Below are 12,749 nucleotides of genomic sequence, written 5' to 3' on the forward strand. Positions count from 1 at the left end.
GCCAAGCATTAGAAACCCGTGAAATAGTTACTGCAGATCCCTTGGACAGTTATAAGGAACTTGTTTACCCATCAGACTATTCTTACTGCACTTCCCTCCCTCCTATCGACGACAGATGGAAGGAACGTATTTACGAGGGAAATACGTCGAGGGACACATCAACAAATCGATTTTTTGGCTATCGCCTGGGAAGTATTTCAAATACAACGTCGGCAACGCCTGATTTGGAAAATCTTCGGGCGCGTCGTCTCGCTTATTTTGAACAACAATCAAAAAGTGGTATGACCATAACCGCGTGAGGATTTTGCTCCTTGCTAGTCGTCTTACACTGACTCTCTAACCTGAATTTCATCAGGTTAGACTACTTTTTTGCCTTAGCACGTTGTCTTCTTTTCTCTTTCGGGTCCAAACTCAAAGGCCTGTAAATTTCAAGGCGATCACCTGGTTTAAGCGCAGTCTCCATGGTCACCCGTTTGCTAAAAATCCCCATCGACAAAGTCTGTATCTCGGGATGCGCTACAAGAATGCCTGATTTCTTAAGCGCATCCGAAACGGTTGCCCCCGCTTGCAAAGAGACTTTTAACTGTACTACTTCTTGATCGGCTGCCACATAAACAATTTCAACGTTTACCATAAAGCATCTCAGCCCGATCGCAAAAAGCATCCACCATTTTGTCGGTGACTTGCTCAAAAACAGGACCTAAAAGCATAGAGAACATACGTCCAGCAAATTCAAACTCCAAATCAAAGGATACTTTGCAACCTTCAGGGACTTCATCAAAACGCCAAAACCCTTCCAAATGGCTAAAAGGGCCATCGACTAAACGAATCTCAATCATCTTATTCGCCTGCAAACGATTACGAGTAGTAAATGATTTTGCTCATTCCAGCCGCTGCAATGACCAGTGTTGCCTGTACCTCATCTTCATCACGATGATGCACCAGGCTTTGTGAACAATAAGGCAAAAACTCTGAATATTGCTCGACATTATTAACCAGGCCATACATTTGCTCACAAGTAAAAGGAACCACCCGGGATTTTTTTACAACAGTCATTAAAAGTCTCCTTTTACTTGTGTTCTGATCCAGCGAGCCAGATCAGTGATTTCCTCAGCACAGATAGCATGATCCATTGGATATTCATGAAAGGTTAACTTTTCATACCCTGTTGTAGCTAACCAAGCCGCTGTTTGTTTAGTCCAGACAGGTGAAACAATAGAATCATATTGTCCACCAGCAAGAAATATCGGCGTATTTTTAGCAAGAACGGGTTTGCACTGAGTCGCCAACAACAAATAAGCGGATAGAGCCACAACCCCAGCAAGCGGTGTTGTCAGATTTAAAGCCGTATATAAAGCCATTGCCCCACCTTGAGAAAAGCCAGCCAACATAATTTGATTTGACGAAAAGCCTTCTTCAATCTGTGCATCAATAATTTGGCGAATATAGTTTTGCGACGCCAAAATACCTTCTTGATCTTCACGATCGGTCAGTTGCATGCCAAGAATATTGTACCAGGCACGCATCGACATGCCATTATTGATAGTAACCGGTCGGACTGGCGCGTCAATAAAAACATGGCGAAGCGCTATATCACCAAGGGGCAATTGCTCCACCAATCCCATCATATCAGAGGAATCGGCTCCTAAACCATGCATCCAAATCATACAAGTTTTCGCTTGCTGTGATGACTCTTTCACATAAACGTTCAATATAACTCCGACAAAAAACTCAAATTATCACTAAAGCGCTTCTCTATAGCAATAGACCTCTTTCGAAACGCTAGGATCTGTTAACATTTCGCTAGCTTGAGTCGAAAAGCGTTGATTTACGAGCATCGCAGCACAGTTTACAGGATAGTAAATGAGCAGCGAAGCGCAGGAAATCAACGCTTTTCGGCCTAGATAGTGGAAATGTCAACAGCCCCTAATAGCGCTTTCATCATGAATTCACTATACTCTGTAATTTATTATTGCAGATTATGCATGATGCGCTTGCTTACTATTATACTTATTATTTGGGCTTCTCTGGTTTTATCAGCATGCGGGCAAAAAGGCCCCCTCTATCTGCCTACTGATACGCAAACAGCAAAGAAATCATAGTTGCCGCAATTAATTAATGAGCCGCTAAATGACTATTCAATTTACGAAGATGCACGGTTTAGGTAACGATTTCATGGTGATTGATGCCATTCGCCAACCAATTGATTTATCTCCAGAACAAATTATCGCTCTTGCCAAGCGCGATATAGGTGTCGGTTTTGACCAATGTTTACTCGTTGAAACCAGTAAAGAGAACGATATTGATTTTTTTACCGCATTTTTAATGCGGATGGGCAAGAGGTTGGGCAATGTGGTAATGGCGCCCGTTGTCTAGCCCGTTTTGTTTATCATTACGGTTTAACTACTAAAAAAGAATCGTGGTTGCAACCTGTACGACTAAAATGCAACTCCAGCTAAATGACGATCAAACGGTTACCGTTAATATGGGGCAACCCAATCTTGAGCCAGACGCAATTCCCCTGCAAGCAAAGCAACAAGCCCCTTTATATTCGTTGCCACTCAAGGACGACTCACTCTGGCAAGTACATGCCTTAAGTGTAGGTAACCCACATGCAGTCAGTGTCGTAAAAAATCTTGCTGATATAGCAATAGACCGTCTGGGAAAAGAAATTAGTGAGCATCCCTTGTTTCCTGAACAATGTAATGCAGGTTTCATGCAACTTGTCAGTACTAATCGCATTCGTTTACGCGTTTATGAGCGTGGCTGTGGTGAAACCAAGGCCTGTGGCAGTGGTGCAGTCGCTGCCGCTGCAATCGGCAGACTTTATCACCAACTTGCACCACAAATTCATATTATGCTGCCTGGCGGTGAGCTGACTGTTGATTGGCCAGATATCAACGGACCAATTTATCTAAGTGGCCCAGCAACCTTCGTCTATGAAGGAGTATTAATGCCATGCGCATAGTTATTTTAGGGGCCGGACAAGTTGGAGGAACACTCGCTCATAATCTGGCTCGTGAAGATAATGATGTTACGCTGGTGGATCTCAATGAAGATCGCTTGCGCGAATTACAGCATAAACTTGATATCAAAACGGTCCTGGGTTCAGCTGCCCACCCGAATATTCTTATCACCGCAGGTATTGAGCAAGCAGACATGATAATTGCCGTAACCAACAGCGATGAAATTAATATGATGGGTTGCCAAATTGCCTATAGCCTGTTTCGCACACCTACAAAAATTGCGCGTATCCGCTCACGCTATTACTACGATTATCCACAATTATTTTGCAATGAGCATGTGCCTGTTGACGTGTGTATTAGTCCAGAAAAACTGGTAACTGAGCATATTGAAAATTTAATTGACTATCCAGGTGTGACCCAAGTCCTCGAATTTGCTGAAGGAAATGTTTTACTGGTTACGATTAAACCTCAGTCCGACGGTGTGATGGTTGGCAAAACGGTTGAGCAACTTTACCAACATTTAAAGCCCATTGAAACACGAGTGGTTGCCATTTTTTCGCGATAAAATGGCTATCGACCCTAAGGGTGATTGTGAAATTATGGCCGGCGATGATGTACTGTTCGTCGCCTCTCCTCCGGCAATTCAACAACTTCTCATTGCACTGGGACGTTATACCCATCCCAATCGCCGCATTATGATTGCGGGTGGTGGACATATTGGAACTAAACTAGCTCAGGCCTTGGAAAAAAATACCGTATCAAGGTCATTGATCGCAATTTCGCCCATGCCAGTAAATTAGCTTCTCAATTACATAAAGGTACTGTTTTACAGGGTGACATTGCCGATCGCGATCTGCTCGTCAGTGAAAATATTGAATTCACCGATGTGTTCTGTGCCGTCACGAACGATGATGAAGCTAACATTATGTCCTGTTTACAGGCGAAACGCCTGGGAGCCCGCCATGCGATTGCTTTGGTTAACCGCAACGCCTATGTCGAGCTTATTGAAGACAGTCCCATTGATCATGCCATTTCTCCGCAATTGATTACTATCGGCAGTATTCTTACCAAATTACGTCGTGGAAACATGATCAAAGTCTATCGTTTACAAAATGACGAAGCTGAAACGATTGAGTTGATTACTCATGGCGATCAATTAACTTCCCAGGTCGTCGGACGTCAATTGTCAGACATTGAATTACCATCCAGTTGTTCTATTGTCGCTGTTGTAAGAGGTGAAAAATTGCTTATGGCAAATCCGCAATTGGTGGTTGAATCAGATGATCATGTCATCTTGCTGTTACTAAAAAACGCTATGTCCGGCAGGTAGAATCGCTCTTTCAAGTCAATCTAGCCTTTACCAGTTGAAAACACGGATTCTTTCTATTGGCCATTGGCCTAAACCTAGTGTTATGATTATCAGCCCCAAAACCATTCTATTGGCCAAGATGAGATTAAGGTAAGTAATGCAAATTAAAACCATCCTGCGCCTTTTAGGTTTGCTGTTAATGATGTTTAGCGTCAGTATGTTAACGCCACTTATCATTAATCCAATTTTTAATGAACATTTTTGGCTGCCTTTTGTCGCTGCGTTCACCTGTACCTTTATTACTGGCAGCACACTTTGGTTGTGCTTTAGAACTCAGCATCACGAACTCAAAATCCGCGATGGTTTTCTGCTTGTCGTCTTATTTTGGTTTGTGCTTTGTTTTTTCGCCTCCCTGCCTTTTATATTCGCTCTTCGTCATGAGAATCATGGCTTGACTGACGCATTGTTTGAATCGGTATCAGGATTTACGACCACTGGAGCAAGTATTATCAGGCATTTAGACGGATTGCCTCATGCCATTTTGTTTTATCGCCAACAATTACAGTTTTTAGGAGGGATGGGTATTGTGGTCCTGGCGGTAGCTATCTTACCCATGCTGGGTGTCGGAGGCATGCAATTATTCAGGGCAGAAACACCAGGACCAATGAAAGATAGTAAATTAACGCCTCGTATTGCCCACACCGCCAAAGCGCTATGGTTTATTTATGTGCTGTTAACCTTGCTTTGTATGGTGAGCTATTGGGCCGCAGGTATGGATTGGTTTGATGCCTTGGGCGAAAGCTTTACAACTGTCTCTACTGGCGGATTTTCGATGCATGATAATAGTTTTGCTTATTATCAAAACGATGCTATCGAGTTAATTGCGTGTTTTTTCATGTTACTAGGCGGTACCAATTTCGCACTACATTTTATTGCCTTTAAAAGACGCAGCTTCATCCATTATTGGCAAGATGAAGAGTTCCGTCTCTATGTCGCTTTTTTATTTACAGCCAGCTGCTTGGTAACTCTCAGCCTTGTCATGTACGGTTTTTTTGCTGCTGATCCACACGCCCTGGTAAAAAGTTTATTTAATGTTATTTCAATGGCCACAACAACCGGGTTTATTTCCGCCCCATTTAATAGCTGGCCAACCTATGTGCCTCTTCTACTGATATTGCTATCAATCGTTGGCGGCTGTGCAACCTCAACTAGCGGCGGTGTAAAAGTTATCCGTACCTTATTGATTTATAAACAAAGTAAACGAGAAATGGTACGTTTACTGCACCCCCATGCCATCATCCCCATTAAATTTGGTAGACATACGTTGCCAGAGCCCGTTTTACAATCGATGTGGGGTTTTATATCGGTGTTTATTGCTCTCTTTGTGACTTTTATGCTTTTGTTTATGGCGTTAGGAAATGATTTGATCACTTCGTTCTCAGCCATTACGGCAACGTTAACTAACGCGGGCGCTGGGATAGGCAGTATCCATGACAATTTCGCTGACCTTAGCGCCCCCAGTAAGTGGCTGCTTATCTTTTCCATGATCGCAGGACGCTTGGAGATCTTCTCTCTTCTTATCCTCTTTTCACCTCATTTTTGGCAAAAATAGCAATCATCTCACTTCATATTCGTCTAAATAAAGTAAGCCTTATAAAGAAGGAAAAGACCAATAAGCAGATAGATAATTGCTGCAATAATAAGGTAAGCAGGGTTACGTAACCACTTGCGCGCTATTTTTGTTAATAACTCAGGGTTAATCAGACGAAACACGCCTCCAATCAAAACCAACCAAGCTATTAAAGTGATAATGACAGGCCAACCCATTACCCAAACATTATGACTTATCACCAAAAGTAAGCCCAAAACCACCGTTAATATGCCGATAAAAAACATCAATGCCCGCTGACCTAAAATATCGGTAATAATCGCTTTTAGTGCCTGCTGGCAGCACAACATATATAGACTGATAATCACAAAATACCAGCCAATCACTCTGGCTAAAAAAGGGTTAAGTCCATGATTTTCTCTCCCTATCAGTGACTTCATTTAAAGTATAGTAAGAGCGCCTCGCTTCAAAAGCTTCTATTTATTAATATTTCGTTAATTTTCTTCACGTAAAATAAGCCTCGCTATCATGCAAGAAGAATTAGTAATACTTGCACTCTTAGCCGTTTTTTATACAATGCTGTACTTGAAGTGCACGACTAGAGGACATTAACCATGCTCAGACCTCGAGAGATACGTTTTGATAATTTTGTAAGCCGTAATACCAAAGCCGCAATCCATTTTCTCGATAAAGTTTTCGGAGCCATGGTGGGAGTTACTCTATTCTCTCTTACTGCTCTCGTTCTGAACCTGCTTATGGCACTTGCTCTCTTTGCACTCACGCTAGGTGCTCGTGTTGTACTCCCGGTAGCTGCAGCATTCTGGGCTTTTAAAGTCACTCACAGTGTCTCCCTGACTCTTTTCAGTACACTCATGGTGCTTGGTCTTGATCGCCTGATTCTTCCCCCCTTACTCCTCATTGGGAGCGCACAATTAGTGCTCAAAGCAGTTCGGGATTTTACCTATACTGTCCCTTATGGCTTGACCGAGGGTTATAACAAAGGATTGATTCACGTTATTAGCCAATGGTGGAAGATTCCTTTTAGCTTTTTTAGCTATTTACGTGCAGAAGATGAGGATATCGCAGCATTTGGCCAGGACTTTTTTGATTTGTCTTCCATTTCCTCCGCCTCTATCAGAACCTCTTCAAGTGGCGCTCGTATGCGGAGCTTGCTACGTACCGGTGACGGCGAATTTCCTGGGATAGAGGAGGCGTTAAGAAGATCATTCAATCACTCTCAACCCGTGGCGAAATCTACTCTTACTAAAGATGAGTTTGAGCAATTTGATTTAGGAGCGCCAGCAGCTTCGAAAACGCCATTTGAGCCTTTAAGCGAACAAGAACTGCTTGATGCGGCTTCAAAACCAGCGCTTCAGAAAGTATTAGATCAGTATAACGACTTATATAAAACGCTGCGAAGTTATGATGAAGATCCCGTGAACTTTGACGATCAACAGTTTATCTTGCCTATAACTACGCCCATTGTTTTAGTGAAGCAAGTGCGTACAGCAGAAAAACCCAACGAAACTTGGAAAACATTACCTGCTTATATTTGGTTAACTGGAAAAGAGTCCCTGCAGACATGGATGGCAAAGAATACAGAACTTCCTAGCAACCGAGATAAGCTTAATGGCACAGATTACATTGATGGTCAACCAACTCGTTACCGTTATTATAGTTACCAAGCAGGAAGTAAGAATTCACCCGAATTGCATGAAATGGCCGCAACAATTCGTTCCGGATTAAAAGAGCCGGTGCCGGTTCAAACAACAACGACGGAAGCTCCTCGTGGCTTCTTAACTGCTCTTTCGGGTTTCTTTGGAAGAGCTACAGGTCAGGGTAGCGCGCCAGTTATAAAACCCAATGTGTCAGGGGTTTCGTCTATAACGCTCTAAACTATCCTTGCTTTTATCTTGCTTTTGCTTTAGCGAATCTTTATCTTTGCTAATAAACATCAGTGCAAGATAAAAGCTCATGACAAGAATCTTATATGGCGCACCAGCCTCTGTATTTGTGCGCAAACCCCGAATTCTAATGCAAGAAAAGAGACTCTCTTTTATTACCGAGCCAGTTAATCCTATGCTGGCAGTTTCTGCAGAATTTGAGGCAATTAGTCCTTAGAGAAATTCCCGCTGTAGAAACGGTGATTATGTACCGGCGGATTCATCAGCTATTTGTGCTTATATTGAAAAACAAGACCCCTCGCCTCTTTTTATCCCACAACGGAAGCTTTCTCTGGTTTGAAGAATATACGGATACCACCTTATTTCAAGCAATTGCTCCTTGCTATTACCAAACCCGTACTGGCTCCTCTCTACCGTTTATCTACAGCAGAATTTACAGCGACCAGGTTTTCCCCCGAGAGATCCTCACAACATTTTCTCCCCTGCGGACTGCGCTTTATACGCAGTATCCAGAAGATATTTTCTTTAATGGAAACTCTCTCTGTTCTCTCTGTTCTCTCTGTTCTCTCTGTTCTCTCTGGATAGATAGATAGATAGACATGTTCTATGCTTTGATCATGGTGATCGAATGAGAATTATAATGACTTTAAATGAAACCGAATTAAAATCAATCATTAATAATAGAAAAATAGGCAATACAATCGAATCTTTAGACGAGTTACAACAAGTAATTGATGCCCATCCTTCCTACAAAGAAGAAATTTTAGAGTTAATAGCCTCTGATCCCAAATTAATTAGACAATTAGTTAAAACTGAAGATAATTTAAAAAGGCTTCTGGAAATTTTTGGTTCTAAAGCTAGTTCTGAGGAAAGCCTCTTAAAGCCTCTAGAAATGAAAATGCTCATGACCGCCGAGATGATTAATATGCCTCTTGTAGACTCACTAAATATGATTTTAGATATGATTCTTATGGATATGATTTCAAAAGGAGAGATGACTTTAGAAGGTATAAACGTGGAGAATGTGAAGGAGGAAATAGAAAAAATGCCCTCCCCGATAGATACTTTAAGACTATTTCATCAATGCTTACCGGAAAATAGAGAGATACGAGGCGATCAGAGGGTAAACGCGTTAAATGATTTAGAGGAATTAATTCAAAAGAAGAAAGTGATCTTTAAAGATTTCCCAAAAATCTTGGATAATCTAAACAATTTAATTGAGAGTATTGCAAAAATACGCGTGCCATCTTTAAAAGAATTAGGAATAAAATTTTTCCAAGAAAAAGGCTTGCCTTCAGACGAATTAGATAAATTGCCAGAGGAGCTTAAAGAAGAAGTAGATCCAAATTATAAGAAACCCTGATCCATGGATGGTTTTTATAAACTCCTAAATTCCCATTCACTTCATGCATGATGAGATTGAACACACTCATGTAATCCATGGATTCCTATATTTAAACGACTTCATTAGAGCTCAGCACCTTCTTATTATTCTCCGCAAGCTCAGGCCGAATTTCTTTCACGCGATTATTACTATCAACAAAGACAACCGTGGGTTTATGGTGCTGGCAGTGTTCTGCAGGAAGCTGAATAAAGGTTGCAATAATCACGATGTCACCAGGCGTTACCAAATGAGCAGCCGCACCATTGACACAGACGTCTGTAGAGCCTTTTTCACCAACAATAGCATACGTTTCGAAGCGCGTTCCTGCCGTCACATTCCACACATTGACCGCCTCATGGGGCAAAATATTGGCTGCAGCAAGCAACTCCGGAGAAAGGGTAATACTGCCCTCGTAATCCAAATCAGCTTGTGTAATACAAGCGCGATGAATTTTTGATTTCAACATTTTTCGATAAAACATGCCTAATCTTACCTTTTATTAATGCCGCATGGCTTATGAGAAAAGGGATACATGGTAACATATAAAGCAAGGCAGGTAATTATGTTGCAAACATAATTTAAAATTAAGCCTGGTCTAGCTTACCTTATACGGTCCAAAGTCGTTCTATACTTAGAAAAAATGGACAAGGGATGCGTCTATGGTAAGGAAATATCTCCGCATCATGATAGCAGTACTTTTTTGTTTCTCTTGTAGTGCAAAGGCCGCCGTCAGAATCGGTACGCCGGTCTATGATCCGCCCTTTGTGGCGAATACTCCTGGCTATGCAATTGGAGGCTTCGATATTCAATTAATGAATATCATCTGTGCCCGCCTGCATTGGCAATGTGAATATATTGGCATGGGAGATTACCAGTTATTTCCCGCGTTGCAAGCGAATAAAATCGATTTTTACTGGGGTCAATCGTTATTACACCAGATAAGCAATCAGAGTATTTATTGAGTATTCCTTACATTCCTAGCTTGGGCGAATTTGTCACGTTGCAGCAAGCTTCATTCAGACATGCAAAAGATTTAGTAGGAAAAAGAGTCGGCTGCATAAAAGGAAAAGCATATTGCAATTATCTTGAGCAAAATTTTGTGGGCCAGCTAACTGGGGTTCCTTTTGAGCAGCCCAGTGATTTAATCCAGGCTCTTAGTTCGAATGCGGTTGATGCTATTTTCATAAACTCCTACACCGCCCTGTTTTTTATGCATCAACATCCAACAATTATACGGGCGCTTCCGGAACAATTTCCAGTAGGTGAAGGTATTGCGATTGCAACAACAATGGAAAATAGAGAACAAATAGAACAAATAAATGCTGTTCTAGAGCAAATTCTAAATGATGGAAGTTTTGTACGCATATATAATTACGACTTTGAGTTTTTTATTCCTCAGTAATTACTCTGTTTTTAATTTCCAACGTTTATGTAGCCACAACCATTGCTCTGGATGAGCTAAAATAATGCGCTCCAAAGCTTGATTATAAGCAAGCGTATTACGATAAATGGATTCCTGTGTACTACCATAATCTTGCCATTGAATCGGCTCATGAAACTCCAACACATGACGTCCATCAGGTAAACGGTAACCGGCAGCAGGAACTACTGGCACTCCTGTGTGGCGAGCAAAACTTGCCAAACTACGATAAGTTCCAGCTTTCTTACCAAAAAATTCAGCTGCAATACCATCGCGATTAACTATCGAGGCATGTTGATCTAAGACAAAAACGACAGCATGGTTTTGATCCAAGGCATCACAAACTTGTTGCAGCGAGTTTTTCTTAGGAATCACATTTAATCCTGCACGGTAATAACGGCTAAACAAGATGCGTTCTAACGTTTTATTTCCCAGAGTACGGCGGATAAAATGAAATTGACCTTGAAACTGCTTAAAATTGAGAATACCGCCAAGCGGCGCAAATTCCCAGTTACCAAAATGGCCCGTTAATACCAAAACCCCTTTATTTTCGGCAGCAATCGCCAACAAACGCTCATAACCACGCACTTCTACCCGTTCGCGAAGCGTTTGTTGGCTCATAAAACGCAATTGAATTGCTTCCTTGATGGAAGTAGCCAGATGTGAGTAAAACGCCTTAGCTAGGTGGGTTTGTTGTGCAGCAGTCAAATGCTCACCAAACACTTGTGCAATATTAGCCATAATTACCTTACGCCGATAAGGTAGATAACGGTATAAGAAACGGCCACTCCATGATAAGGGTAGGCTATTAATTTTATCGGCTAATTCAGTCACAAGCTTTGATTACCAAACACGCATTCATACTGGCAAACCCGCGATTGAGCATTACGGCATTTTTATTGCCTTGTAATGGACGATGCTCAGTGCTGATATTCAACGGTTCGCATACAGAAGCTGCCTGATTGAAATTGGCTATGCCAGGGACACAATCGTTACGCAAAGCATAGGTTGTCAATACGGTATCCAAAACGCCTGAAGCACAAAGTGTGTGCCCCATTGCCCATTTAAACGCAGTAACTGGTACATGGTTATTGCCAAAAACATGCTGAATCGCTATCGCTTCACTGTCATCTGATTTGCTATTGCCGTTACCATGAGCCACTAATAAACCGACCTCGGAGGCATTAATTTGATAGGTTTCAAGAGTAGTTGAGATCAGATCAGCCAAATGATTGCCTTCTGCTTCAATAGAAAAAAGCCCAGATGCTTCACTGGTAGACATCCCCCCGACAATTTCTCCATAACAAGTCGCAGAACGTGCTTGTACACTTGCTTCACTTTCAAGAATCAATGCGGCTGCACCTTCAGCCAAGATAGTTCCATCATGCTCTTTATCAAAGGGCTTTAAATGATTTGGGCTCACGACACCCAATTTTTCATAATAAAAGAGTGCCTGAGGTTCAACACCCATATCGTAGCCAACGACCACTGCACGCTCAGCCTGTCCCTGCTTAATAGCATGATAAGCTTCTAAAATAGCTTGAGTGCCACTCACTGCATGATTCGTAATATTGTGATTAGGTCCTTTAAAACCATAGCTAATTCCGGTATAAGCCAAAACATTATTGGGTAAAATACGCAGTAACCACATTGGATGCACTTCATTAAACAGTTGTGTAGCAAACTGCTGCATATCATTATCTGTTTTGGCGAGCAAAGGCAGAAAATCATATTGTTGGAAATATTTATTCCCGGGCGAACCAACATAGACCGCCGTTTGATCATTAAAAGATTCTGTAGTAGCCAATGTTTCACGATAAGGGAGCAGTTGGCTATGATTGATAGCTTGCATTGCTGCATTAATACCCATAACATCCTGGCGCGAAATCACTTTCATTAGTTTGCGGTCAGGCAGCATCTTGGCGGGTTGAAAATTCTTAAGCTCACCACCCAGGCGGCAGGCCCAGGTCGATAAATCCCACTGACTGATTTCATCGATACCACTTTGACCGGCAAGCACGGCATCCCAGGTACTGTCAGCCGTTTCACCACAAGCAGTTAAAGCACTGAGTCCCGTAATAAAAACACGATTGGAGTTACTCATTTACCAGCTCCTTCAAATTCGGGATGCTTGAACAGCAAACAGCTATTTGAACC

17 protein-coding genes and 2 pseudogenes are annotated in these 12,749 nt (G+C 41.9%); 12 read left to right on the forward strand and 7 right to left on the reverse strand.

The features are described 5' to 3' along the window. Positions 1-299: hypothetical protein (locus BN58_RS35075; protein ID WP_040916728.1), on the forward strand; the 299-nt coding region annotated here is incomplete at its 5' end. 62 nt (positions 300-361) lie between these two features. Here BN58_RS35075 and BN58_RS17080 read toward each other — a convergent pair. From BN58_RS17080 to BN58_RS17090, 3 genes and pseudogenes are all read right to left on the reverse strand, one after another. Continuing rightward, entirely contained in the window at positions 362-634 is a 273-nt protein-coding gene (locus BN58_RS17080; protein WP_019217871.1) for an RnfH family protein, read from the reverse strand. Continuing rightward, positions 621-1,056 (reverse strand): annotated as a pseudogene (locus tag BN58_RS26670) (type II toxin-antitoxin system RatA family toxin). Before BN58_RS26670 ends, BN58_RS17080 begins: the two are co-directional and overlap by 14 nt. Further along, entirely contained in the window at positions 1,056-1,712 is a 657-nt protein-coding gene (locus tag BN58_RS17090) for an alpha/beta hydrolase (protein ID WP_040916729.1), read from the reverse strand. Before BN58_RS17090 ends, BN58_RS26670 begins: the two are co-directional and overlap by 1 nt. A 273-nt stretch (positions 1,713-1,985) precedes the next feature. Between BN58_RS17090 and lptM the strand changes: the two genes are divergently transcribed. From lptM to BN58_RS17110, 6 genes and pseudogenes are all read left to right on the forward strand, one after another. Beyond that, positions 1,986-2,102 carry an LPS translocon maturation chaperone LptM gene (lptM, locus tag BN58_RS30200; protein WP_019217873.1) on the forward strand — a complete coding sequence of 39 codons (117 nt, stop codon included), beginning with the start codon at positions 1,986-1,988 and terminating at the stop codon, positions 2,100-2,102. Between the two features lie 28 nt (positions 2,103-2,130). Beyond that, positions 2,131-2,968: pseudogene (gene dapF, locus BN58_RS26675) on the forward strand (diaminopimelate epimerase). Further along, positions 2,959-3,531, forward strand: coding sequence for an NAD-binding protein (locus BN58_RS38280; RefSeq protein WP_019217875.1), 573 nt, complete (start codon positions 2,959-2,961; stop codon positions 3,529-3,531). The pseudogene dapF and the gene BN58_RS38280 overlap by 10 nt, the downstream one beginning before the upstream one ends. A 1-nt stretch (position 3,532) precedes the next feature. Next, on the forward strand, positions 3,533-3,766 hold the full coding sequence (locus tag BN58_RS38285) for a hypothetical protein (RefSeq protein WP_040916730.1): 234 nt from the start codon (positions 3,533-3,535) through the stop codon (positions 3,764-3,766). Continuing rightward, the gene (locus BN58_RS38290; RefSeq protein WP_456297461.1) at positions 3,733-4,296 is read left to right on the forward strand and encodes an NAD-binding protein; all 564 of its coding nucleotides are present in this window, start codon (positions 3,733-3,735) and stop codon (positions 4,294-4,296) included. The genes BN58_RS38285 and BN58_RS38290 overlap by 34 nt, the downstream gene beginning before the upstream one ends. A 136-nt stretch (positions 4,297-4,432) precedes the next feature. Next, complete coding sequence (locus tag BN58_RS17110; RefSeq protein WP_019217877.1) at positions 4,433-5,887, forward strand: TrkH family potassium uptake protein; 1,455 nt, start codon at positions 4,433-4,435, stop codon at positions 5,885-5,887. 23 nt (positions 5,888-5,910) lie between these two features. On the opposite strand, the gene BN58_RS17115 is transcribed toward BN58_RS17110, so the two are convergent. Then, positions 5,911-6,324 (reverse strand): hypothetical protein, encoded by a 414-nt coding sequence (locus tag BN58_RS17115; RefSeq protein ID WP_019217878.1) that lies wholly within the window; start codon positions 6,322-6,324, stop codon positions 5,911-5,913. Positions 6,325-6,498: 174 nt separating this feature from the next. Between BN58_RS17115 and BN58_RS17120 the strand changes: the two genes are divergently transcribed. The 3 genes from BN58_RS17120 (at position 6,499) to BN58_RS17130 (ending at position 9,151) form a co-directional block, all read left to right on the forward strand. Beyond that, on the forward strand, positions 6,499-7,779 hold the full coding sequence (locus BN58_RS17120; protein ID WP_019217879.1) for a hypothetical protein: 1,281 nt from the start codon (positions 6,499-6,501) through the stop codon (positions 7,777-7,779). A 79-nt stretch (positions 7,780-7,858) separates the two neighbouring features. Beyond that, complete coding sequence (locus BN58_RS30210; protein WP_019217880.1) at positions 7,859-8,005, forward strand: glutathione S-transferase N-terminal domain-containing protein; 147 nt, start codon at positions 7,859-7,861, stop codon at positions 8,003-8,005. 423 nt (positions 8,006-8,428) lie between these two features. After that, complete coding sequence (locus tag BN58_RS17130; protein ID WP_156812615.1) at positions 8,429-9,151, forward strand: hypothetical protein; 723 nt, start codon at positions 8,429-8,431, stop codon at positions 9,149-9,151. 91 nt (positions 9,152-9,242) lie between these two features. On the opposite strand, the gene panD is transcribed toward BN58_RS17130, so the two are convergent. Continuing rightward, the gene (gene panD / locus BN58_RS17135) at positions 9,243-9,653 is read right to left on the reverse strand and encodes an aspartate 1-decarboxylase (RefSeq protein ID WP_019217882.1); all 411 of its coding nucleotides are present in this window, start codon (positions 9,651-9,653) and stop codon (positions 9,243-9,245) included. Positions 9,654-9,831: 178 nt separating this feature from the next. On the opposite strand from panD, the gene BN58_RS38030 reads away from it, so the two are divergent. Beyond that, positions 9,832-10,134, forward strand: a complete 303-nt coding sequence (locus BN58_RS38030; protein ID WP_083852262.1) for a transporter substrate-binding domain-containing protein — start codon at positions 9,832-9,834, stop codon at positions 10,132-10,134. Further along, positions 10,131-10,574 carry a type 2 periplasmic-binding domain-containing protein gene (locus BN58_RS38035; protein ID WP_019217884.1) on the forward strand — a complete coding sequence of 148 codons (444 nt, stop codon included), beginning with the start codon at positions 10,131-10,133 and terminating at the stop codon, positions 10,572-10,574. Before BN58_RS38030 ends, BN58_RS38035 begins: the two co-directional genes overlap by 4 nt. Here the strand turns inward: BN58_RS38035 and BN58_RS17150 are convergent, their stop codons facing one another. Further along, positions 10,575-11,426 carry a lysophospholipid acyltransferase family protein gene (locus BN58_RS17150; RefSeq protein ID WP_019217885.1) on the reverse strand — a complete coding sequence of 284 codons (852 nt, stop codon included), beginning with the start codon at positions 11,424-11,426 and terminating at the stop codon, positions 10,575-10,577. Next, a complete protein-coding gene (locus BN58_RS17155; protein ID WP_019217886.1) occupies positions 11,419-12,696 on the reverse strand; it encodes a beta-ketoacyl-[acyl-carrier-protein] synthase family protein in 1,278 nt (425 codons plus the stop codon). Before BN58_RS17155 ends, BN58_RS17150 begins: the two co-directional genes overlap by 8 nt. Positions 12,697-12,749: the final 53 nt, after the last annotated feature.

Source organism: Legionella tunisiensis (assembly GCF_000308315.1).
GTDB classification, from domain to species: Bacteria; Pseudomonadota; Gammaproteobacteria; order Legionellales; family Legionellaceae; genus Tatlockia; species Tatlockia tunisiensis.